25 protein-coding genes are annotated in these 21015 nt (G+C 73.3%); 10 read left to right on the forward strand and 15 right to left on the reverse strand.

The features are described 5' to 3' along the window. Positions 1-18 precede the first annotated feature (18 nt). The 3 genes from ACGF13_RS11720 to ACGF13_RS11730 all read left to right on the forward strand — a co-directional run bounded on the left by ACGF13_RS11720 (position 19) and on the right by ACGF13_RS11730 (position 2411). Entirely contained in the window at positions 19-441 is a 423-nt protein-coding gene (locus ACGF13_RS11720) for a MarR family winged helix-turn-helix transcriptional regulator (RefSeq protein WP_392872236.1), read from the forward strand. A gap of 71 nt (positions 442-512) precedes the next feature. Then, positions 513-1793, forward strand: a complete 1281-nt coding sequence (locus tag ACGF13_RS11725; protein WP_392872239.1) for a PP2C family protein-serine/threonine phosphatase — start codon at positions 513-515, stop codon at positions 1791-1793. A gap of 294 nt (positions 1794-2087) precedes the next feature. Beyond that, entirely contained in the window at positions 2088-2411 is a 324-nt protein-coding gene (locus ACGF13_RS11730) for a hypothetical protein (protein ID WP_392872241.1), read from the forward strand. Here the strand turns inward: ACGF13_RS11730 and ACGF13_RS11735 are convergent. Continuing rightward, positions 2408-2641 carry a hypothetical protein gene (locus ACGF13_RS11735; protein ID WP_392872243.1) on the reverse strand — a complete coding sequence of 78 codons (234 nt, stop codon included), beginning with the start codon at positions 2639-2641 and terminating at the stop codon, positions 2408-2410. The genes ACGF13_RS11730 and ACGF13_RS11735 overlap by 4 nt on opposite strands. Positions 2642-2645: 4 nt before the next feature. Further along, on the reverse strand, positions 2646-3233 hold the full coding sequence (locus ACGF13_RS11740) for a hypothetical protein (protein ID WP_392872246.1): 588 nt from the start codon (positions 3231-3233) through the stop codon (positions 2646-2648). Between the two features lie 675 nt (positions 3234-3908). Between ACGF13_RS11740 and ACGF13_RS11745 the strand changes: the two genes are divergently transcribed. Genes ACGF13_RS11745 through ACGF13_RS11755 form a run of 3 tightly spaced genes read left to right on the forward strand, consistent with a single transcriptional unit; the run spans position 3909 to position 6029 of the window. Further along, positions 3909-4241: a type VII secretion target gene (locus ACGF13_RS11745; RefSeq protein WP_392872248.1), complete on the forward strand. Its 333-nt coding sequence runs from the start codon at positions 3909-3911 to the stop codon at positions 4239-4241. A 2-nt stretch (positions 4242-4243) separates the two neighbouring features. Further along, entirely contained in the window at positions 4244-5503 is a 1260-nt protein-coding gene (locus ACGF13_RS11750) for an amidase domain-containing protein (RefSeq protein ID WP_392872783.1), read from the forward strand. A 4-nt stretch (positions 5504-5507) separates the two neighbouring features. Then, positions 5508-6029, forward strand: coding sequence for a hypothetical protein (locus tag ACGF13_RS11755; RefSeq protein ID WP_392872250.1), 522 nt, complete (start codon positions 5508-5510; stop codon positions 6027-6029). Positions 6030-6586: 557 nt separating this feature from the next. On the opposite strand, the gene ACGF13_RS11760 is transcribed toward ACGF13_RS11755, so the two are convergent. Both ACGF13_RS11760 and ACGF13_RS11765 read right to left on the reverse strand, forming a co-directional pair. Beyond that, entirely contained in the window at positions 6587-7360 is a 774-nt protein-coding gene (locus ACGF13_RS11760; RefSeq protein ID WP_392872252.1) for a GNAT family N-acetyltransferase, read from the reverse strand. A gap of 170 nt (positions 7361-7530) precedes the next feature. Continuing rightward, complete coding sequence (locus tag ACGF13_RS11765) at positions 7531-7878, reverse strand: MerR family transcriptional regulator (RefSeq protein WP_392872786.1); 348 nt, start codon at positions 7876-7878, stop codon at positions 7531-7533. A 41-nt stretch (positions 7879-7919) separates the two neighbouring features. Here ACGF13_RS11765 and ACGF13_RS11770 point away from each other — a divergent pair, with 41 nt between their 5' ends. Further along, positions 7920-8327 (forward strand): hypothetical protein, encoded by a 408-nt coding sequence (locus ACGF13_RS11770; RefSeq protein ID WP_392872254.1) that lies wholly within the window; start codon positions 7920-7922, stop codon positions 8325-8327. Between the two features lie 124 nt (positions 8328-8451). On the opposite strand, the gene ACGF13_RS11775 is transcribed toward ACGF13_RS11770, so the two are convergent. The 3 genes from ACGF13_RS11775 to ACGF13_RS11785 form a co-directional block, all read right to left on the reverse strand. Further along, positions 8452-9240 (reverse strand): SDR family NAD(P)-dependent oxidoreductase, encoded by a 789-nt coding sequence (locus tag ACGF13_RS11775; RefSeq protein WP_392872257.1) that lies wholly within the window; start codon positions 9238-9240, stop codon positions 8452-8454. 241 nt (positions 9241-9481) lie between these two features. After that, on the reverse strand, positions 9482-10213 hold the full coding sequence (locus ACGF13_RS11780) for an MIP family channel protein (RefSeq protein WP_392872260.1): 732 nt from the start codon (positions 10211-10213) through the stop codon (positions 9482-9484). Between the two features lie 298 nt (positions 10214-10511). Further along, a complete protein-coding gene (locus tag ACGF13_RS11785; protein ID WP_392872263.1) occupies positions 10512-11441 on the reverse strand; it encodes an NADP-dependent oxidoreductase in 930 nt (309 codons plus the stop codon). Positions 11442-11591: 150 nt separating this feature from the next. Here ACGF13_RS11785 and ACGF13_RS11790 point away from each other — a divergent pair, with 150 nt between their 5' ends. The 3 genes from ACGF13_RS11790 to ACGF13_RS11800 are packed head-to-tail and all read left to right on the forward strand — an operon-like array spanning position 11592 to position 13762. Further along, entirely contained in the window at positions 11592-13052 is a 1461-nt protein-coding gene (locus tag ACGF13_RS11790) for a LuxR C-terminal-related transcriptional regulator (protein WP_392872266.1), read from the forward strand. A 30-nt stretch (positions 13053-13082) separates the two neighbouring features. Beyond that, complete coding sequence (locus ACGF13_RS11795) at positions 13083-13517, forward strand: protein-tyrosine phosphatase family protein (protein WP_392872269.1); 435 nt, start codon at positions 13083-13085, stop codon at positions 13515-13517. A gap of 5 nt (positions 13518-13522) precedes the next feature. Further along, positions 13523-13762 carry a HEAT repeat domain-containing protein gene (locus ACGF13_RS11800; protein ID WP_392872272.1) on the forward strand — a complete coding sequence of 80 codons (240 nt, stop codon included), beginning with the start codon at positions 13523-13525 and terminating at the stop codon, positions 13760-13762. 6 nt (positions 13763-13768) lie between these two features. On the opposite strand, the gene ACGF13_RS11805 is transcribed toward ACGF13_RS11800, so the two are convergent. The 8 genes from ACGF13_RS11805 to ACGF13_RS11840 form a co-directional block, all read right to left on the reverse strand. Continuing rightward, on the reverse strand, positions 13769-14950 hold the full coding sequence (locus ACGF13_RS11805; protein ID WP_392872275.1) for a PQQ-binding-like beta-propeller repeat protein: 1182 nt from the start codon (positions 14948-14950) through the stop codon (positions 13769-13771). A 189-nt stretch (positions 14951-15139) separates the two neighbouring features. Continuing rightward, on the reverse strand, positions 15140-16096 hold the full coding sequence (locus ACGF13_RS11810; protein WP_392872278.1) for an urease accessory protein UreD: 957 nt from the start codon (positions 16094-16096) through the stop codon (positions 15140-15142). 68 nt (positions 16097-16164) lie between these two features. Further along, a complete protein-coding gene (ureG, locus tag ACGF13_RS11815; protein ID WP_392872281.1) occupies positions 16165-16785 on the reverse strand; it encodes an urease accessory protein UreG in 621 nt (206 codons plus the stop codon). A gap of 46 nt (positions 16786-16831) precedes the next feature. Next, positions 16832-17557 (reverse strand): urease accessory protein UreF, encoded by a 726-nt coding sequence (locus ACGF13_RS11820; protein ID WP_392872789.1) that lies wholly within the window; start codon positions 17555-17557, stop codon positions 16832-16834. A gap of 56 nt (positions 17558-17613) precedes the next feature. Beyond that, on the reverse strand, positions 17614-19338 hold the full coding sequence (gene ureC, locus ACGF13_RS11825) for an urease subunit alpha (protein WP_392872284.1): 1725 nt from the start codon (positions 19336-19338) through the stop codon (positions 17614-17616). After that, positions 19338-19784, reverse strand: a complete 447-nt coding sequence (locus tag ACGF13_RS11830; RefSeq protein ID WP_392872287.1) for an urease subunit beta — start codon at positions 19782-19784, stop codon at positions 19338-19340. Before ACGF13_RS11830 ends, ureC begins: the two co-directional genes overlap by 1 nt. Positions 19785-19807: 23 nt before the next feature. Beyond that, a complete protein-coding gene (locus ACGF13_RS11835; protein WP_392872291.1) occupies positions 19808-20638 on the reverse strand; it encodes a cobalamin biosynthesis protein CbiX in 831 nt (276 codons plus the stop codon). Between the two features lie 3 nt (positions 20639-20641). Next, positions 20642-20947: an urease subunit gamma gene (locus ACGF13_RS11840; protein WP_033349169.1), complete on the reverse strand. Its 306-nt coding sequence runs from the start codon at positions 20945-20947 to the stop codon at positions 20642-20644. Between the last annotated feature and the right edge of the window lie 68 nt (positions 20948-21015).

Here is a 21015-nt window from a genome sequence, read left to right on the forward strand (position 1 = left end):
CGAGGAGGTAGGAACGCCGTGCCCGGCCGCCAGTCGTCCATCGAGACCATCCAGCGCGAGCTGACCGCCTTCGCCCGCCGCGCCCGGCACAAGGCCTCCCAACTGCACCCCGACCTCTCCCTGGTCACCTACAGCATCCTCGACCTGATCACCGAGCGCGGCGGCTGCCGGGCCGCCGACGTGGCCGCGTACTTCATGCTCGACAAGTCCACCGTCAGCCGTCAGGTCACCGCCCTGGAGAAGCTCGGCCTGCTGGCCCGCGAGACCGACCCGGACGACCAGCGCGGCCAGATCCTGCGCGCCACCGAGGCCGGGCTCACCCTGCTGCGGGACGCCAACGAACAGCGCCGGCTCTCCTTCACGGCGCGCTTCACCGACTGGTCCGACGACGACGTCGCCCGCTTCGCCGACTACCTGGCCCGCTACGGCCAGGAGGGCTGACCGACCCGTCGACCGGCGGGCCCGGCCCCTCCGGGGTGCGCCGTGCCACCTCCACGGTGTACAGAGGAGGAGTGCCCCTCCGGCAGCGTCCCGATGCGCCGCACCCGCCGCCCGCGCCGCATCCCCCCGACCGCCGCCGCGCCTGGCGGCCCGACCGCCGGGCGCTGACGGCGCTGACGCTCGCGCTGATCGTGCTGATCACCGTAGTCGACATCCTCTCCCCGCCGGACATCCACCTCGGCCCGCTGCTGATCGTCGCCCCCGCCATCACCGCCTCCTTCGCCGGCCCCCGGGCCACCGCCACGGTCGCCGCGATCGCCTTCGCCGCGCTGACCGTCATCGGCGCCGTCCGCGAAAGCCTGACCAGCACGAACATCGAGACCCAGCTCAGTGCGCAACTGATCGTCTCGGCGCTGATCATCGGCCTGCGGGTACTGCGCGAACGGCACGAGCGCGAACTGGCCCGGGTGCGTTCGGTGTCCGAGGCCGCCCAGCGGGTGCTGCTGCGCCCACTGCCGGACCGGATCGGACCGCTGCACCTGGCCTCCGTCTACCTGGCCGCCGAAGCCGAGGCGCAGGTCGGCGGCGACCTGTACGCGGCCGCCCGCACCGCCACCGGCACCCGGCTGCTGGTCGGCGACGTGCGCGGCAAGGGCCTGTCCTCGCTCGGCGACGCGGCCCTGCTGCTCGGCGCCTTCCGCGCCGCCGCCCACCTGCACGCCGAGCTGCCCGACCTGGCCGCCTACCTGGACGGCAGCGTCAGCTGGGACCTCGCCCAGCTCGCCGAACAGTCCCGGCGGGACCGGCAGGAGCGACGGGAGCGGAGCGGGCGGGGCGACCGGGGCGAGCGAGGTGACCGGGGCGAGCGGCAGGGCCTGCAGGCGCTGTCCGCACTGCCGCTCCCCGCGCCCGAGGAGCCCCCCAAGGAGAGCGGCGAGGCCGGCGAGTCCTTCATCACCGCCGTCCTGCTCGACATTCCCGACGACGGCTCCCCGGTCCGCCTGATCGACTGCGGCCACCCTCCCCCGCTGCTGCTGCGCCCCGACGGCATCACCACCCTCGCCGCCCGCCACCCCGCCCCACCGCTGGGCCTCGGCGAGCTCGCACCGGTGCGGTACGAGACGGAGACCTTCCCGTTCCGGCCCGGAGACCGGCTGCTGATCTACACCGACGGCGTGATCGAGGCCCGCGACGCCCAGCGCCGCTTCTACCCACTCACCGAACGCGTCACCGCCTGGCGATCCGAGCGCCCCAGCGCCCTGCTCCACCACCTGCGCCGCGACCTGCTCGCCCATGTCGGCGGCCGACTGGACGACGACGCGGCCATGGTCGTGGTCGAGCGACTGCCGTGAGGGGCGGGCGGGCGGCTGACAGATGACAGATTTCAGCTGACAGATTTCGACATCTGTCAGCTGAAATCTGTCATCTGCAACCTGTCGGCCGCCCGCCGTCGGCGTCAACCGAACCCCAAGCTACGGCTTTTGCGGCAGTTGCGGAACGTCAGCGCGCCGCCGCAGGAGTCCAGCGCATCGGTCAGCCACCGCGCGCCCGCTCAGCCCTTCAGCTCCCAGGCGGGCAGCCGGGCGGCCCGGTCCGGGTAGGAGCTGTCCGGCCGATCATGGCCGGAGGTGCTATAGCGTGCTCCCGTGCATGAGATCTTCAGGTCACTCCCGTGGCCCTTCGAGAAGGCCGAGTTCCCTCCCCACCTCGGGGCCGTCGTTCAGTGGACAGTGGCGAACGGAGAACTTCCGGCGTTGTTCGTTGGTCACACCGAAGAGAACTCCTGGCTCATCGGCGACGGCGTGAACGACCCGAACCTCGCTGGTGCATGCGCGGCCATGTGCATCTGGGCCGCGATCGAGCACAACGCAAGCATGCGAGAGCTGGCCGACCTGCCCATCGGCTGGGCTGCCGAGCGGGACGCGCCTGGCGCTCCGTGGCACCGGTCACCGTTTCAGCTCACGGACTAGAGCTGCCCGGCGCCGGTCATCTGCCGAGCGGCCTGGAAGAACGCCTGGGCGCCGTGGCGCGGGTGGGTGAGGGAGGTGCCCAGGCCGATCCGGGTCTCGGTGGCGGGCCGGCGTCGGTGGCGAGGTGGGTCGGCCCGGGTGCAGCAGCCGGCGAGCAGCGCGAGGGTCGGCAGGAGGGCGGCGGAGCGGGGGTGCGGGGGTGCGGGGGTGCGGCAGCGTGTCGACGGCATCCGGTCAGCTGCAGCCGGGGATCGGGTTGGCGGTGGCGCTGCCCGCCTGGGTGAGCAGACCGCACAGGGTCGAGCGGGACACCTTCCAGGTGCCGTTGTCGAGGACGGACTGGCCGGTCGCGCTCGGCTCCACCGCGCTGCCCTGGAGCGAGAGCGAGTACGTGACGGTCGCGTGGCTCGCGTCGGTGAACGTGACGTCCTCGACCTTCGCCTGCACCTGGCCGACCTGCGGGTCCTGGGCGAAACCCTGGAGCGCCGGGAGCAGCATGTCGCCGTCCTGGAGCAGGCTGGCCTTGTCGGTGACCGACGTGCTGGGGTCGAAGAACCGCTCCCAGTTGCTGGTGATCTCCTCCTTGGCCGCGGCGGGGTCGGTGGGGGCAGTTTCGGTGGCGGTCTGCGTCGCCGGGGCGGACTCAGTGGCGGTGGCGGTGGCAGTGGCGCCCGTGGCCGCCGGGGACGTGGCTACGGAGCCGGAGCCGCCGCCACCGCCGCACCCCGCCGCCGCGCCCACGAGCAGCAGGGCGAGCAGCGCGCCCGCCGTCCGCAGAGCCCGGCCGCCGGTATCGGTGGTGCCGCTTCGCATCACGTGCATGGTCGTCTTCCCTCTCGACTGCGCCGCCCGGGCCCCGCTCTCGGTGTCCCGGACGCGTTCCAGGCCGATCCTGGACACGTCTCACGTGACACCTTGAGGCGGATCCACGGCTGAATCGCAATCCGACGGAGAAATCACCCGTAACGCTGCGGGCGTTCGCCCGTCCGGGACGGGTTCCACCGAACTCGGGTTCCACCGGGGTCGGTTCTTCCGGACCGGCCGGGAGCGGGCGCGAGTGAGCGGGAGCGGGCGAGCCGGCTGCTCGCCGCAGCCGGCGCCGTGCCGTACCGTGCCGCGCACGCTCGGCTGGTACGGGACCTCCGGTGAGCGCTTCGTCGAGCGCAGGTCCCCTGCCTGGCCTCGTCCGCCGTCCCCGGCACGGCGCTGATCGTGTCCGGGACCGTCCGGGCGCCCTGCGACCGCCGCCCTCCCCACCGGGCATCCGCACCTGACTGACGAGTGGAGCGGCTCCACGAGCTACTGGTCGAACCGGATGCCGGGCCCGCTCCGCCGGACCAGTGGCCGACTGCTCCGGACCGGCAGGATCGAAGGCAACCGGCCCTGCTGGATTACCGTTTCATGACTTCCAGATGACCTCTCCCTTCCAATCCGATGGCTACGATGGCCGCACCCATGTCGATCAGAGTCGACATAGCCGGGTAGGGGGAACTGACGGTGAACCACATCCACGTCCAGACGCATGCCCTGCGCCAGTCGGCGAACGGCCTCACCGAGGCCGCCAAGACCTTCGGGCCCGTCGGGCACTGGCTCGACGACAGCCACACGGCCGCCGACAGCATGTCGGCCTGGGACTCCGGACCGGCACTGAAGGACTGCGCCGACGTCTGGCAGGCCCATGTGAAGTCCGTCGTCGATCAACTTCACGTCTATTCGCAGCAGTTGCACGACTCGGCCCACTCCTACGACCAGGCCGACCAGGAGTACGCCCGCCGGCTCGAGTCCGCGCTCAACGACCTCGGCGGCGCGGCGACGGAGCAGCAGCCGTGACGATGACCATCGCGGCGCTCAAGGCCGCCAACAGCATCGACGTCGACGCCGCCGCCGGCTCCTGGCTCGCCCTGTCCAAGCAGGCGTGGCAGGCCGTCAACGACATCCACGCCAACGGTGTCGACCCGCTCAAGGAGAACTGGAAGGACAAGGTCGGCGAGGCCGCCGGCCGCAAACTCCAGGAGCAGGCCCAGATCCTGGAGGCCGGCGCGGACATCATGCGCGGCGTCGTCATGGTCCTCGACGGGCTGAGCGCCAGCATCACCCGGGCCAAGCTCACCCTGAACTCCGCCCTGGACATGGCCGGGCAGTACGGCCTCACCGTCGACGAGTCCACGGCCACCGTCCACGGCAGCGGCGGCGCGGCGGCCTCCAACGACAACGTCGTCCAGGAGATCGACGCGCTGCTCCAGGAGGCGCTGCGCGAGGCCGCCCAGGCCGACAGGCTGGCCTCCGCCGAGCTGCGCAAACTCGCCGGGGCGACCTGCGAGACCGATCCGCGCAAGGCCCTGGACCAGCTCCAGCGCGAAGCCTCACAGACCGAACTGTCCATGTACACCGGGGACATCCCCAGCGGACAGGACCCCCGGCTGGTCAGCGACTGGTGGAACGCGCTGACCGACAACCAGCGCAAGCAGCTGATGCTCTCCGACCCCGTGACCCTCGCCAACCTCCCCGGCATCCCCGACGACGTGAAGGTGGGCCTGCGCGGCGGGCCCAACGCCAAGTACGACCGGGTGAAGACCGTGCAGTGGGCGCTGGAGCACTGGAACGACACCACCATCGACGTCTTCGACGACAACTGCACCAACTTCGCCTCGGAGGCGCTGCGCCAGGGCGGCGTGCACGCCAAGTGGGACCAGTGGTGGGGCTGGCGCGGGGACGACACCTGGGGACGCAGCGACGACGCCGGCGGCGACTGGTTCGACCAGCGGCTCGACTACTCGAAGAGCTGGGCCGGGGCGCAGAACATGCACGACTTCATGATGCGCCACGGCGGCCAGGAGCTCACTCCGGACGAGGTGAGGCCCGGGGACATCGTCTACTACGAGGAGGACTCCGACCAGGACTCCCAGGACAAGAAGGGCGTCGTCCACCACACCGCGGTGGTGACGGCGGTGACCCCGGACGGGGACATCCGCTACACCCAGCACAGCGGCGGCCAGCAGAACGCGAGCCTGGGCGGCCGGATCGACAGCTTCCAGGAGCAGCGCGGGCACCAGAAGCTGCACTTCGTCCGCGTGAATCCGGACTGGTACTAGGCCTATGAATGAGGAACAGCGCTCTCCCCGGTGGCTGCGGGCGGGCGGCCCGCTGCTGCTCGGCTGCCTCGGGTGGGCGTTCGGCGTGCCGACGCTCCTCGCGGACGGCGACATCCACGCGCTGGTGAGCCGCTGCCAGGACAGCCCCGGCGCCCCGGCCCACGTGCTGCCGCTCGCCTGGGCGGGGCTGGTGCTCGGCATCGGCACGGTGTGCTGGGGCGGTTGGCAGCTCGTCACCGCCGTCCGGCGCAGGACGTTCCGGATCGGCCTGGGGCACGCTCTGCTGTGCGTCCTGCTGCCGGTGGCGGCGATCGGGGTGCCGTTCCAGTACGCCCTCGCGCAGACCGCCGCACACGACACCGGCACGCAGCGGAGCACCTGCTTCGGGCAGGGCCGGCTCACGGACGCCGTCGCTGCGGGCAGGACGGCTCCGGACACGGCGGCACCAGGTGCGACGGCTCCGGGCGTGGCCGCTGCGGGTGTGGTCGGTGCGGCCGCGGCGCGTCAGGCACGGCTCCCGTCCTGATCGCCACCGCGCGACTACCGGGCGGATGCGGGTACCCGAGCCCAAGCCGGCGCCCAAGCCGACGAGGACGGGCCCAGCCGTCGGCGGTCCGAGGACGCGCAGAGAGCAGAGGTCGAACATGTCGAGGCTCCTTCCCCGGGGGCCTGACGGCCCCGCTCGTGGTGCCTCAACGATGACCCCGGGCGCCCCTCCCGCACATGTGCCGATCGGCAGAGCCTGAGCAGCAACTCGCCCTCTGCCCCTGCCGATCGGCAGGGGCAGAGGGCACAAAGGCGCTGGAGGCCAGGCCCGGTCCGGCACAGTCCGCGCCCCAGCCCGAGGGCCAAGCACGTGACAGCCGCGGCGATCACCGCCGACGGCCGGCCGACGAACGGGGGACGGCAGGGCCAGGCCGACGTACGCCGAGAGTCCCGCGCCGATCAGGCCGGCCGGTCGGCCGACTGGGCACAGGGTGGTCACGGCTCTCCCGGCCCCGGGTGGGTGCCGACGGCGCGGGATCAACCCGACTCCCGTCGGGTTCCGTCGACCCGGCCAGGGCCGCCCGCCCCCGGCAGGTCCTACGGCTGGTGGACGTACGGCGTCGTCGTGCTCAGCCAGGCGAAGCCGAGGCGCTGCAGGATGGGTCGGCTCTGGTCGCTCGCGTCGACCTGGAGGTACTGGTAGCCGAGCTCGGCCGCGAGGCGGGCGCGGTGGGCAACGAGGGCGCGGTAGATGCCCCGGCCGCGCCAGTCGGGCGCGGTGCCGCCGCCCCAGAGGCCGGCGAACCCGGTGCCCGGGATCAGCTCCATCCGGGCGCCGCTGACCGGGCGGTCACCGGCCATCGCGACGACCATGCTGACCGTCTCGGTGCCGTGCCGCAGGTGGTCGAGCAGCCGCTCGCGCAGGCTGGGGCGCTCGGTGCCAAAGGCCTGTACGTGGACCTCCATCAGCAGGTCCACCCCGGCCGGGTCCGTCACCGGGAGCAGCCGGACGCCCTCGGGCAGGGCGGCCTCGGTGGGCAGGTCCGCGATCCGGGCGATCATCAGCGCCTCGTCCGGCTCCGGGGTGAAGCCGGCCGCCAGCAGCCGGGCGCCGAGGTCCGCGGGGCGGTCGTGGGAGTAGGCCTTCCACTCGAACTCCAGCCCCAGTCCGGCGAAGTGGCGCACCTGTGCGGCGATGGCCGCGTCCGCCCCGGCCTCGTCCAGGCCGGACCAGACCACGCCGTTCCAGCTGTGCTCCGGACCCACCTGCCGGACCACCGCGCCGTCGCGCTCGACACGGCAGTCCGGGTCGGGCGGCGCGTTGCGTCGGAGTCGGTCGTCGAACAGGGCGAGCACTTCGTCTTGATCCATCCGCTCACTCCAGCATGGCGCGGGAGCGCGCGCCATCGAGTTTCCGCGCCACCGGCCGCGAGCGGCGGGCGGCGGGCGGGCGGGCGGGCGGGCGGGCCAGGCAAGCCGGGCAGGCGGGCGAGCCAGGCGGGCGCTGCCCGGGGTGCGGCGGGCGGGGAGGACCACGGCGATCACGGCGCAGCCGAGTCCGGCCGGAGGGAGGGAGCGGATGCCGCGGACGGTGTCCGCGCCTCGTCGCCGTACTCGCGGTAGCCGCTGGGGCGGAGCTCGGGGGTGAGCAGCCCCTGTTCCTCGTAGCGGCGCAGGACGCGCGGGGTGACGCCGGGCGACAGGCGGCGTGACGCCGCGCGACGCCCGGGCGAACGCCGTCGACGCCGGGGTCTTCGCCACGCACGAGGCGACCCTCCGTACGCTGGGCGCCGTACGCCACGTGGGCGCCGGCCCAGGCCGGGTTGAGCGTGACAAGTCTGTGAGGAACTGTGGTCGACGGGCGGATACGGACGCGGGAAGATCCGCAGGCCGAGGACCGAACGCGGGGAGTCCGGTGATCACTCAAGGCGTGAAGATCACGACGCGCTGCAGTGACTGCGGCGGCGTGCTGACACGCGACGTCGGCCAGTTCATCGACCGCGGGCAGGTGTGGTGGGGCACGGAAGGGAGGTGCCGGAGCTGTCCCGCTGCGTGGTGCGAGCAGGACAGCGGCGGGCCGACTCCCGAGGAGGTCCGACAGGCGCTGCTGGCAGAGCACGGCCCTGCTCGACTTCGGCTTGCAGGGCCCGAGTCGAGCCTTGTCCCTGTCTTGCATGCCCTGCGGGAGATTCACGGGCTCTCACTGACACAGGCCCGGGCCATGGCCCACGAGCTGAGGACAACCGGCCTGGTGGGCACGCTGGTCGAGATGGAGCTTGTGGCCGCTGGGCTCCGATGTCGCTCGGTCGCAGCAGTCGTCGAGCCGGCGGCCGACTGACGGTCAGCGCCCCGGCCGGAGCGGCTCGACGAGAAGACCAGGGATCCGCACCGGGGCGGCCCGCAGGCGCGCTTGTTGTGGCCGGGGCGCTCCGCCGGCAGCCGATCGGCGCGGCGCCCGGGGGTCACTGCGCCAGGTAGCCGCCGTCCACCGGCAGCACGACCCCGGTGACGAAGGAGGCGTCGTCCGAGGCGAGGAAGAGGACGGCCGCGGCGACCTCGGCCGGGACGCCGAGCCGGCCCATCGGGTGCAGCTTCTCGATCGCCCCGAGGTACTCGGGTCCGCCGGGCTCGTCGTACAGCCGGGCGACCCGCTCAGTGGTGATGGTGCCGGGGGCAACGGCGTTGACCCGGATGCCGCGGTCGGCCCACTCGACGGCGAGGTGTTTGGTGAGGCCGGAGGCGACGAACTTGGCGGGCCCGTACACCGCTTGGCCGCGCTGGCCGGCCTCGCCGGAGATGGAGGACAGGCAGACGATCGAGCCGCCGGGCCGTTCCTGCGCCGTCATCGCCTCGATCGCGTACTTGCAGGTGAGGAACATGCCGCGGCCGTCCACCGCCATGACGTGGTCCCAGTCCTCGGCGGTGGCCTCGGTGATCTCCATCAGCGGGATGATCCCGGCGTTGGCGACCAGGACGTCCAGCCGCCCGTACCGCTCGACGGCGGCCGCCACCATCCGGCGGGCGTCCTCGTCCCGGGCCACGTCGCCGACCACCGTGCTGACGGCGCCCGGGAGTTGCTCGGCCAGCCGGTCCAGCCCGGCCGCGTCCACGTCGGTGGCGACCACCGACGCGCCCTCCCGGACGAAGCGTTCGGCGACGGCCCGTCCGATGCCGCTGGCCGCGCCCGTCACCACACAGGAGCGGCCGGCCAGCCGCCCGGCCGCGGGGCTCTCCGCGTTCACAGTCACCATGGCGCGACTCTACCCAGCGAAGGGGCGGGAGTCGGGGCCCTCCGCCCGGTGCGCCGGATCCGGCCGGTCGGCGGCTCGAATGCGGCCCGGGACACTCGGCGGCGGCACCACGCGGGGCGACGGCCACAGGGAGCACTTGCGGCGGCGACGGCGGGAACGACAACAGCGGCCGGGACCGTCGGTACGGTCCCGGCCGCCGTTCGACCGGCATGCAGCCGATGCGCGGTGAAGGCCGCGGGAGCTACACCCGCGCGTCCGTGGCCAGGGCCTCGGCCACCGGGAGGTTGGGCTGCGGGTGGGTCAGCAGGTGCACGCCCGCCGCCAGCGCGCCGCCGACCAGCGGGGCGAGCAGGAACAGCCACAGCTGCGACAGTGCCTCGCCGCCCGCGAACAGCGCCGGGCCGAGGCTGCGCGCCGGGTTGACCGAGGTGCCGGTGAGCGGGATGCCGACCAGGTGGACGACCACCAGTGCGACGCCGATCGGCAGACCGTCGAAGCCGACCGCGGCCAGCCGGTGGGTGACCGCCAGGACCACGTACACCAGCAGGAAGGTGAGGACGACCTCGGTCAGGAACGCGCCGCCGGCGTTGATGTGCACCTGGGAGCGCTCGCCCCAGCCGTTGGTGCCGAGCTTGCCGTGGGTCTCCAGCCCCGGCACCTGCTTGGCGAGCAGCAGGACGAGCGCCGCGCCCGCGATGCCGCCGAGCACCTGTGCCACCCAGTACGACACCGCCGTGCGCCCGTCTATCCGGCGGGCCAGCAGGAAGCCGAGCGTCACCGCCGGGTTGACGTGGCAGCCGGAGATCGGGCCCAGCGCGTACGCGAGCGCGAGCAGCACGAAGCCGAACGCGAGCGCGATGCCCACCGCACCGATCGCCTCCCCCGCGAGCACCGCGGCGCCCACCGCCAGCAGCACCAGCAGCAGGGTCCCGAGGAACTCGCCGATCACCGCCCGCTTGTCCGTTCCACCCATGCGCCTGGTCCTCCTGACCGTCAGGGCAGGCGGTCCGGTACCGCCCACGTCCGGCCAACCCTGGTCGACCGTTCGAGGGATCGCATGTCGGCCGAACGGCCCACCACCGTGTTCACGGCGCGTCCGCCTGCCGAATTACTCCGAACGGATGAAACCGTACGAAAATGGCGAGCCCAATGCAAAACGGAGGTAAAACGGGCAGAGGCGGACAGGACGGGCGGCGAACAGCCCTCGGAACGGTCGACAACGGTCGACGGGCCGGGCGACAGAACGGTCGACGGGCCGGCCGGAACGGCCTTCAGACCGTCAGCACGATCTTCCCGCGCAGGTGTCCGGCCTCACTGACCCGATGCGCCTGCGCCGCCTCCGCCAGCGGGAACACCTGGTGCAGCGGCAGCCGCAGGGTCCCCGCCTCGTGCAGGGCGACGGCGGCCGCGAAGGCGCGCTGGTGGTGCGACTCGACGCCCTCGACACCGCCGTTGAAACGGACGCCGTGCTCCTGCCCGCCCTCCATGTCGGCGATCGTCAGCACCCGGTCGGCGCTGCCCGTCAGCTCGACCGACAGCGGCAGCACCCCGCCCCGCCCGGCCGCGTCCAGCGCCCGGTCCACCCCGCCCGGGGCGACGGCCCGCACCCGCTCGGCCAGGCCCTCGCCGTACGCCACCGGGATCGCGCCGAGTTCCCGCAGGTGGTCATGGTTGGCCTCGCTCGCGGTGCCGATGACGGTGATCCCGCGCGCCCGGGCGAACTGGAGCAGCACCGTGCCCACCCCGCCGGCCGCGCCGTGCACCAGCAGCGTCTCGCCCGGCCGCACGCCGAGGAGGTCCAGGACCCGCTCCGAGGTCTCGGCCGCCGTCGGGAGCGCGGCGGCCTCCTCCCAGCTCAGCCCGGCGGGCTTGTGGGCCAGTACCGCCACGTCCACCAGCGCGTGTTCCGCGTAGGCGCCGCCCATCGTGCTGCCGAACACCTCGTCGCCGGGCTCGAAGCCGCTCACCTCGGCACCGACGGCCTCCACCGTGCCGGAAACCTCCACGCCCGGCACGTAGGGGAAGACCACCGGGAACAGCCCGGCCAGCTCGCCGGTGCGCAGCCTGCGGTCCACCGGGTTGACGCCCACCGCTCGGACCGCGACCCGCACCTGGCCGGGGCCCGGGGCGGGCAGTTCGATGTCAATCGGGCGCAGCACGTCCACGCCGCCGAACTCGGAGAAGGCGATCGCCTTGGTCATGGAAAATCCCTCGTTCCAGGAGAGTTGGTCTGTCTTCCGACGCCTTCCATCCTGTGACCGGAGCGGCGGGCGCCCGGCCGGTCCTTCGGACGGTTCGACCTGTCCGAACGGCCAGGCGGGACCGTCGGCGCCCGAACTAGGCTGGAGCGCATGGACGGCATGAGTGGTTCCAACGGCACCGACGGCAAGGGCCGGGTCGACGGCAACGGCCGGACCGACGGCAAGAGCCAACTCCACGGCAAGAGCCGGGCCGACGGCAGGAGCCGGACCGACGCCGAGGGCGAGGCCTGGCAGCAGCACTGGGGCCGCCCCGAAGACGCGCTGGCCCGCGCCCTCGAAGTGCTGCGCACGCCCCGGCCGGACCTCCTGCGGCAGCTGTCGGCGGTCCTGGACACCCTCGTCCCGCACGCGGCGCTCGCCCAGCTCAGCGGCGTCTGCACGTTCAGCCCCACGAACAGCTACGGCCCGCCCGAGCTGACCGGGGCCATCGGCTCGCTGGACCTGTCCCGGCTGGCCGAACGCGCGGCCGGGACGACCACGGCCGGCCGCCCCTGGCAGGGCGAGGCCGAGCTCGCCGGACAGTCCCGACCGGTGGTGGTCACGGCGACCACGCCCGGCAACGGCAACGGCGCCGTCCTGGTCCTCGTCCGGCGGGACGCCGAACCGCTCGCCGCCGGGGCGCTCGCCGTCCTGCAGCAGTTGTGGGACCTGGTGGTCGCCCACTCCGACCACCGCGCCACCGACGCCGCCCCCACCCAGGCCACCGCCTCCCGCGCCTCCGCCAACGCCCGCGCCCGCGCCATCGCCGAGTTCACCGGCACCCACAGCGCCGCGCTCACCGCGATCCTGGCACCGCTGCGCTCGGCCGACCTGGACGACGCCACGGCCCGCCGCACCGCCACCGAGCTGGCCGTCACCGCCCTGCTCGACCTGCGCCAGGGCGCCGAACTGGACCGCACCCTCAGCGAGCAGCCCGCCGACGCCGCCTTCGCCCGGCTGGTGCGCGAGCTGCGCCCGCTGCTGCGGCACACCCGGGTCCAGCTCGACATCGCGCCGCCGGCCGAGGCCGACCGGTCCGTCCCCGCCGACGCCGCGCACACCGCCCGGGACGCCGTCCGGGTGGCCGTACTGCTGATGCTGGAGCAGGAGAAACCGACCCGGCTGCACGTGAGCTGGCAGCTCACGGCGGACGGCCTGCTGCGCGCCGTGGTGCGCGGCGACGGCCTCGGCGTCCTCACCGCCGACGCCCTCACCGTCCACCGCACCGCCGACCGCATCGCCGCCCTCGGCGGACGCCACGGCGTCGAGGCCGTTCCCGGCTGGGGCACCACGGTGACCGTCGACCTCCCGCTCGCCCTGCCCGAATCCGCCCTCGCCACCGACCCGTTGGACGGCCTCCAGCCGCGCGAACGGGAGGTCCTCGACCAGCTCGCGCGGGGCCGCCGCAACCGGGACATCGCGGCGGCCCTGCACATCAGCGAGTCGACGGTGAAGTTCCACGTCGCCAACATCCTCGCCAAGCTCGACGTCTCCTCGCGCGGCGAGGCCGCCGCCCTGGCCCACAGCGCCGGACTGCCGCGCCCGCCCGTCGGGCTGCACGCGGCATCCTGAACACCCCGCCCCTCCTCGGAAAGAGACGCCATGACCGACCCCATCACCTGGGACCCGAGCACCCCCGGCATCCTGCGCCTGCCCTCCGGCCGCCTCCTTCGCGGCCGCGGCCTCAGCCGCCCCACGCCTCCCGGGCCCCAACCGACCTTCGGCCTCTACCTGTTGGACGACCGGCCGCCCCACGTCGACTGGCCGAGCCGCTGGGTCCGCTGGCCCGACTTCGGCCTCCCCGCCGACCGCGTGGACGCCGCCGACGCCTTCCGCGAGGCGTGGGAGCGCTCCGCCACCGAACGCGTCGAACTCGCCTGCGCCGGCGGCTGGGGCCGCACGGGGACCAGCCTCGCCTGCATCGCCGTCCTGGACGGCGTCCTGGCGGCGGAGGCGGTGGCGTACGTGCGGGAGCACTACGACCCGCACGCGGTCGAAACGCCGGAGCAGCGCGAGTTCGTGGAGCGGCTAGCCTAGGCAGGGTGGGGAACGATCCAGAGGTTTCGACGGTCAATGACCGGGCCGAGACCACCGTCCACGCCCGCGCCACCGACGACCCCAGCCCGGAGGTGCGCAGCCGGGCGCTGACCATGCTGGCCTGGCAGTGGCCCGACCATCCGGAGACCACGGCGATCCTCCAGAGCGCTCTCGCCGATCCCGAGGTCCGCGAGGCCGCCCGAGACGGCCTCGGCGCCGTCGCGCACCTCACCGCCAACGTCTGAGCCCACTCAGGCCGAAGCCAGGGCGCCAAGCGCGACGACGCCGGCGCGGCTGGAGCGGTAGACCGTCCCGTCGGCGGCGGCCAGCCGGATCGGGTTTCCTCCTCCGGTGTCGCCACCGGGCGGCTCCGACTGGTCCTGCCAGCGCAGTTCACCCGTCGCGAGGTCGAACGCGTACAGCTGATCGTCGCCCGCGTCGGCGTACACCCCACCGCCGTCGGCGGCGATCATGGCGGTCGGCCCGGGGCGGCTTCCGACGGGCACGTCGGCCGACCAGCGCCGGTCTCCGGTGTCCGCGTCCAGCGCGTGCAGGCGGGCCCCGCCGAACGCGAAGACCGTCCGGTCGGCCGCCGACAGTGGGCAGGTCACCCGGCCGTACTGGAAGGAGCCCCAGAGCACCGTTCCGGTCGGCCCGTCCAGTGCGGTGACGACCGTGCCGCCCAGCCCCTCGGAGGTGTGGAACAGAGCTCCACGGTGGGCGGTGAGCGGGCCGTTGACGGCGGCCTTGCGTTCCCACAGCTGCTCGCCGGTGCGCGCGTCCAGGGCGACGACCCCGGTCGACTCGCCGGCCGCGTACACGGTGCCGCCGTCGAGGGCCAGGGAGTCCGTGTAGAGCACCGGGCCCGTCCAGCGCGGCTTGCCGGTGGCCAGGTCGAAGCAGCGCACGGAACTCCCGTGCGCCGCGAACGCGCTGTCGCCGCTGACGGCGGGGCGTTGCTTCCCAGCGAAGTGGGACCAGTAGGGCGCGGCCGCTTCCCAGCGCTGCTCTCCCGACTCCGCCTCCAGGACCCGCAGGTGGGTGTCGGTGGCCACGCACACCACCCCGTCCCCGGCGGCCAGCGGCCAGCCGCCCTGCGGGTCGGCGTCGTGGGGCGTGCTGACGGAGTGGCTCCAGCGGATCTCTCCGGTGCGCGGGTCGAGGGCTCGCACGCTGCCGTCGAACCCGGAGACGTAGAGGGCCTGTTGCCGGCCGGTGGACAGCTCCAGCCGCCCGCTCGCGGCGGTCGTCTCCCAGAGCCGCGGGCCGTGGGAGTTCCTCCGGCGGACCCATTCGTTGACACCCGCAGCGGCCGCGAGGGCACCCAGGCCCGCGACGCCCATCAGCAGCTTCCGGCGGCTGACCAGGCGCCGGGCCGGCCGGGCGGGCGGCGTCGGCTCGGCCGGCGCACCGTCCGTCACGGTCTCCGGCATGTCAGTCGTGACTTCAGCCGTCACGTCAGCCGCCACGGCCTTCGGCACGTCAGCCGTCACGACCTCGCGCCCCCCGTCCGGCGCGGCATCCCGTCTCGCATCCTCGTTCACGCCAGACAGGACTTCGCACCCCGCCCCGGGGTTGTACCGGATCAGGAAGAAGATCACGAGTGGCTCCGGCCGCCGCCGCTACGTCTTCCGCAGCTCCGGCGCCGGCGCCCCGATGAGTAGCCGCCGCACCGCGTCCCAGGCCGCGCGCAGGGCGGCCGCGCAGGCCCGGGTGTCGGAGCCGAGGAGGCGCAGCCAGGCGCCGCTGTCCTGCGGCAGCACGCTCACCCCGTACAGCAGCGAGCGGTCCCGGCCGGCCACCGCCTCGTGCAGGGCGTCCGCGATCCGGCCCGCCGGGGCGAGCGGGCTGAGGACGTACAGGCTGGACATCACGTCGTGCCCGGCCAGTACCGCCGGGCCGGTGACGCCGCTGCCCCCACCCGCCGAGGGCTCCAGCCGGACGGTGTCCAGTGCCACCAACTCGCCGTCCGGACGGCGGACTTCGAGGTCGGATGCGAGCACCTGGTAGGCGTTGCGTTCGCCCCGGGCGAGGCGGCCGGCCAGGACGGTCTCGCCGGCGAGCACCGTCGCGCCCGGGTCGACGGTGAGGACGGTCCGCTGGTAGAGGCGCGAGTCGACGAAGGGGATCACCGGCTCGGGCAGGTACTCGACGTAGGCGCGCGGGCCGGCCGTCAGGTTGACCAGCTGCGTCGCGTAGTCGTGTTCCATCCGGTAGACCTTGGTGGCCGCCTGGGTGGTCAGGTGGACGGCCGTGTCGGCGCCGCAGTGCAGGTCGGTGCGGAGCCGGTCGGCTTGGAGGATGCCGCCGCCGGTGGACATCAGGAAGGTGACGGCGAGGTCGGGGCGGGCCAGGTCGAAGTACAGCGGGCGCATGATCTGCAGCGGTGACTTCTGGTAGTGGCCGGTGAGTTCGGTGCGCCCGCCGACCTTCTCGAAGGCCAGTTCCAGCAACCCGACCTTGCCGGGACGACCGACCGCGAGGGTGTCGGGCGTCCCGGCGAAGCGCCGGACCGCGTACGGGACGCGGGCCGGCTCGTAGTGCCGGGGGTCGAGCCGGGGCACTGCCGAAGCCGCCACAGCCGAGGAAACCGGAGGAGCCGAGGAAACCGAAGGAGCCACCACAGCCGCCACAGCCGGGGAAGCCGTCACGCCGGAACCGTCCGGAAGGTCTCCAGGAAGGCCGCGATGTCCTCCAGCCCTTCCCCCGTCAGGCAGTTGGTGAGCACCACCGGGCCGCCCTCGCGCACCCGGTGGGCGTCGGACTCCATCACCCCGAGGTCGGCGCGGACGTACTGGGCGATGTCGATCTTGTTGATGACCAGCAGGTCCGACTCGGTGATGCCCGGGCCGCGCTTGCGGGGCATCTTCTCGCCCTCGGCGGTGTCGAGGACGAAGAGGAAGAGGTCCACCAGCACCGGGCTGAAGGTCAGTGTGAGGTTGTCGCCGCCGGACTCGAAGAGCAGGGTGTCAACGTCGGGGAAGCGCTCCAGCATCTCGGCGCCGGCCGCGAGGTTCATCGTCGGGTCGTCCCGGACGGCGGTGTGCGGGCAGGCGCCGGTCTCCACGCCGACCACCCGCTCGGGGTCCAGCACCCCGGCCAGGGTGCGCCGCACGTGCTGGGCGTCCTCCTGGGTGTAGATGTCGTTGGTGATGACCGCCGGGCGGTGGCCTCGGGCGATCAGCACCGGGACGAGCGCCTCGATCAGCGCCGTCTTGCCGGAACCCACCGGCCCGCCGATGCCCACGCGGAGCACGTTCTCGGTCAACTCTCCTCCTCTGATGGTTCGTTGTGCTGTGTGCGGATACAGGGGGTCAACTCATGAACAGCCGGGCCTCCGCCCGCTCGTGCCGCCCGGACATGGCGTCGGCGACCGGCACGCAGCCGCCCAGGTCCGCCAGGTCCCGCTCCAGGGCGGCGGATACGACCTCCCGGATCACCGGGGAGGCCGCCCGCAGCACCACCTGGGCCTTGCGGTGGTCGGTCAGCCGGAGCCGCAGCGCCGCGCCGACGAAGCTGGTGCAGAACGCGAACAGGTCGCTGGTGACGGCCTGGTGGACCGGAACGCCGGCCGAGGCGTACGCCACCCCGGCCGCCACCGCCTGGCAGCCGGGGGCGCGCTTCTCCGCGACCAACTCGGCGTACCGCTCCAGCGGCGCGCCGCCCACCGACTCCCGGGCGATGTCCAGGAGTTGGCGTCCGGTCCGGGTGGCGGCCAGGCGCAGCTCGCGGTTGAGCCTGGTGGCGTGAAGCCGCTGGTCGGTCTCGGCGAGCAGCTCCCAGTCACCCGCCGTGGCGGCCCGGTGGGCCAGGACCAGGGCCGTGGCGTCGGACGGTCCGACGCCGTGCCGCAGCAGGTCGGCGAGCAGCTCGGGCAGGGTGTCCGGGGTGACGGCCTTGGCCTGGGCGTAGCCCTCCAGGCCGTGCGAGAGGGTGTAGAAGCCGCTGGGGAAGGCCGAGTCGGTCAGTTGGAGGCAGACCAGCAGCGCGTCCAGGCCGCCCGGCCCGTCCGGACCCTCCGAACCGCCCGGACCACCCAGACCCTCCGAACCGCCCGGAAGGCCCGGAAGGCCCGGACCGCCTTCGGCGCCGGTGCTCAAGCGAGGTAGAAGAGGTGGTTGAGCGGCAGCTCGCGGGCCGGCTCGATGGTGGCCGGCTCGCCGTCCAGGGTGACCTTGTACGTCTCCGGGTCGACCGCGATCTTCGGCAGCGCGTCGTTGCGCACCATGTGCTGCTTGCCGACCGAGCGGCACCGCCGCACCGGCAGCACCCGGCTCTCCAGGCCGAGTCGGGCCGGAACCCCGAGGTCGACGGCGGCCTGCGACATGAAGGACACCCGGGTGGCCTGCCTGGCCCGCCCGTACTGGCCGAACATCGGGCGGTAGTAGACCGGTTGCGGGGTGGGCAGCGAGGCGTTCGGGTCGCCCATCAGCGCCCAGTTGATCACGCCGCCCTTGATGACCATCTTCGGTTTCACGGCGAAGGAGTTGATCGGCCAGAGCACGATGTCGGCGAGCTTGCCGGGCTCCAGCGAGCCGATGTGGTCGGCGGTGCCGGAGGCGACGGCCGGGTTGATGGTGAGCTTGGCGAGGTAGCGCAGGACGCGGAAGTTGTCGTTGCGCTCGCTGTCGCCGGCGAGCTTGCCGCGCTGGTCCTTGCAGTGGTGGGCGGTCTGGAAGGCGCGGGTGAAGGATTCGCCGATCCGGCCCATCGCCTGCGAGTCGGAGGAGAAGATCGAGATGACGCCTTCGTCGTGCAGCACGGTTTCGGCGGCGATGGTCTCGGCGCGGACCCGGGAGTCGGCGAAGGAGACGTCCTCGGGGATGCTGTGGCTGAGGTGGTGGCAGACCATCACCATGTCCAGCAGCTCGTCCACCGAGTTGACGGTGTAGGGCAGCGTGGGGTTGGTGGAGGACGGCAGCACGTTGGGCTCGCCGGCGATCCGCATGATGTCGGGGGCGTGGCCGCCACCCGCGCCCTCGGTGTGGAAGGTGTGGATGGTGCGGCCGTCGATCGCGGACAGGGTGTCCTCGAAGTAGCCGGACTCGTTGAGGGTGTCGGTGTGGATGGCCACCTGCACGTCGTACTCGTCGGCGACGCTCAGCGCGCTGTCGATCGCGGCCGGGGTGCTGCCCCAGTCCTCGTGCACCTTGAGGCCGCACACGCCCGCCTCGACCTGCTCGCGCAGCGCGCCGGGCAGCGAGCCGTTGCCCTTGCCCAGCAGGCCGACGTTGACCGGCAGGTCCTCGACGGCCTGGTACATCCGGTGGATGTTCCACGGGCCGGGGGTGCAGGTGGTGCCGTTGGTGCCGTCGGACGGGCCGGTGCCGCCGCCGATCAGGGTGGTGATGCCGTTGCTCAGCGCCTCCTGCACCTGCTGCGGGGCGATGAAGTGGATGTGGGTGTCGATGCCGCCGGCGGTGGCGATCAGGTGCTCGCCGGAGATCACCTCCGTGCCGGGGCCGATCACCAGCCGGGGGTGCACTCCGCTCTGGGTGTGCGGGTTGCCGGCCTTGCCGACGGCGACGATGAGGCCGTCCTTGACGCCGATGTCGCCCTTGACGACGCCGAGCACCGCGTCCATGACCACCACGTTGGTGATCACCAGGTCGAGCGCGCCCTGCGCGGAGGTCGCGGCCGGGTCCTGGGCCATCCCGTCGCGGATGGCCTTGCCGCCGCCGTAGACGGCCTCGTCGCCGTAGTGGCCCTGGTTGAAGTCCTGTTCGACCTCGACCACGAGGTTGGTGTCGGCGAGGTGGAAACGGTCACCGACGGTGGGGCCGAAGAGGTCGGTGTACTGCTTGCGGGAGAGGATGGCCATCAGTGGTCGCCTTCCTGGTCGGCCGGGCCGGTCTCCGTCGAGAGGTTCCGTGGCCGGTCTTCCTTGTGGTCGAGGTTGGTGCCCTTGAAGCCGCGGGCGATGGCCCGGTCGACGGCGCGGGCCCGGGTGCCGGGGGCGGTGATGCCGCCGTCCACGAGGCCGGCGAAGCCCACCAGGCGGCGGTGGCCGCCGAACTCGGCGAGGGTGACGTCTCTGGTGTCGCCGGGCTCGAACCGGACGGCGGTGCCGGCCGGGATGTCCAGGTGCTTGCCGAAGGCGGCGTTGCGGTCGAAGTCGAGGGCGCGGTTGGCCTCGAAGAAGTGGTAGTGGGATCCGACCTGGATCGCCCGGTCGCCGGTGTTGCTGACCGTGACGGTGGCCTTGGCGCGGCCGGCGTTGATCTCCACCGGGTCGTCGCCGTACAGGTATGCGGCGCTGCCGGACATGGCTGGCCTTCCTCTCTGCCGGGTCAGTGGGGGGTGTGTGCGGGTTCGCGAGTGTCGTGGGTGTGGCCGTGCTGGTGCGCGTGCTGCCCGTGGTGCTGGTGGTGCCGCTCCCCCGGCCCGTGGCTGTGCGCGTAGCCGTGCCCGTGCTCGGCGTCTAGGCCGGCCAGGATGCCGTCCTCCCCGTGCCCGAGCAGGTGCAGCGCCGCCGCCGTCCTGGCCGCGACCACCCCGGCGACGGCGGACGGCCGCAGCAGCGGGCCGCCGTCCCGTACGCCGGGCAGGGCGGTGCGCAGGGCCGGGCCGAACGAGGCCGCAACGGCCGTCACCTCGCGGGCGCCGAGCAGTCGGCAGCGTTCGGCGCCCTCGGCCGGGTCGGGGTCGCCGCCGTCGAAGGCGACCTCGACCCAGCGGTGCCGGCCGTACTGGCGGGCGAGGCGGGCGATCCGGAACAGCTCGGCGTCCTCGAACGGGCCGGCTGCCGGGGCGGTGACCAGCACCGCGCCGTCGGGGGCGGCGCCGGCGGCGGCCCGCAGCCAGCCGATCAGGTGGTCGGCGGCGCCGAAGGGCGCGGTCAGGGCGAGCCGTCCGCGGCCCTCTCCGGCGGCGAGCCAGCGCAGTGCCCGGGCGGTGTCGGCGATCAGCCCGGGGTCGCGGCCGAGCGTCATCGGCACGACGCACACCGGTCCGTCGCCCGCCGCGGCGAGCGCCGACCGTACGGCCTCGGTGAGCGGACGGCCTGCGGGGGCGGCGGCGTGTACGGCGGGTCCGGTCGCGACCAGCGTCGCGAGGGCCCGTCCGCCGTCGCTCTCGTGCCCGCCGGCCAGTACCACGGTGGCGGCCTGGGACCGGGTCATCGCTCAGGCACCCACCGGGTCGTGGCAGGAGACCAGTTTGGTCCCGTCCAGGAACGCCGCCTCGACCTGGAGCAGCGGGAGCATCTCGCGCACGCCCGGCATGACGTCCGCGTTGCTGACGACCTGCTTGCCGATCTCCATGCACTCGGCGACGGTGCGGCCGTCCCGGGCGCCCTCCATGATGGCCTCGCTGATGAGCGCGCAGGCCTCGCTGTAGTTCAGCTTGACGCCGCGGTCGCGGCGTTTGCGGGCCAGATCGGCGACGACGTAGATGTACAGCTTGTCCATCTCACGCGGCGAGAGATTCACGGGGACCACTCTTCCTTTCCGGGAATCCGATGGAATGCAACAGAGCGGGAACTGTTTTGGACCGCCTG

The sequence above is a fragment of the Kitasatospora sp. NPDC048286 genome, from assembly GCF_043201735.1.
Classification (GTDB): domain Bacteria; phylum Actinomycetota; class Actinomycetes; order Streptomycetales; family Streptomycetaceae; genus Kitasatospora.

Bases quoted from the DNA above. Each gene is read 5' to 3' on its own strand.
- ACGF13_RS11735 (WP_392872243.1), bottom strand. From the start codon at position 2,641: ATGCCGTCGACACGCTGCCGCACCCCCGCACCCCCGCACCCCCGCTCC.
- ACGF13_RS11740 (WP_392872246.1), bottom strand. From the start codon at position 3,233: ATGCACGTGATGCGAAGCGGCACCACCGATACCGGCGGCCGGGCTCTG.
- ACGF13_RS11750 (WP_392872783.1), top strand. From the start codon at position 4,244: ATGACCATCGCGGCGCTCAAGGCCGCCAACAGCATCGACGTCGACGCC.
- ACGF13_RS11755 (WP_392872250.1), top strand. From the start codon at position 5,508: ATGAATGAGGAACAGCGCTCTCCCCGGTGGCTGCGGGCGGGCGGCCCG.
- ACGF13_RS11760 (WP_392872252.1), bottom strand. From the start codon at position 7,360: ATGGATCAAGACGAAGTGCTCGCCCTGTTCGACGACCGACTCCGACGC.
- ACGF13_RS11775 (WP_392872257.1), bottom strand. From the start codon at position 9,240: ATGGTGACTGTGAACGCGGAGAGCCCCGCGGCCGGGCGGCTGGCCGGC.
- ACGF13_RS11780 (WP_392872260.1), bottom strand. From the start codon at position 10,213: ATGGGTGGAACGGACAAGCGGGCGGTGATCGGCGAGTTCCTCGGGACC.
- ACGF13_RS11785 (WP_392872263.1), bottom strand. From the start codon at position 11,441: ATGACCAAGGCGATCGCCTTCTCCGAGTTCGGCGGCGTGGACGTGCTG.
- ACGF13_RS11790 (WP_392872266.1), top strand. From the start codon at position 11,592: ATGGACGGCATGAGTGGTTCCAACGGCACCGACGGCAAGGGCCGGGTC.
- ACGF13_RS11795 (WP_392872269.1), top strand. From the start codon at position 13,083: ATGACCGACCCCATCACCTGGGACCCGAGCACCCCCGGCATCCTGCGC.
- ACGF13_RS11805 (WP_392872275.1), bottom strand. From the start codon at position 14,950: ATGCCGGAGACCGTGACGGACGGTGCGCCGGCCGAGCCGACGCCGCCC.
- ureC (WP_392872284.1), bottom strand. From the start codon at position 19,338: ATGGCCATCCTCTCCCGCAAGCAGTACACCGACCTCTTCGGCCCCACC.
- ACGF13_RS11830 (WP_392872287.1), bottom strand. From the start codon at position 19,784: ATGTCCGGCAGCGCCGCATACCTGTACGGCGACGACCCGGTGGAGATC.
- ACGF13_RS11835 (WP_392872291.1), bottom strand. From the start codon at position 20,638: ATGACCCGGTCCCAGGCCGCCACCGTGGTACTGGCCGGCGGGCACGAG.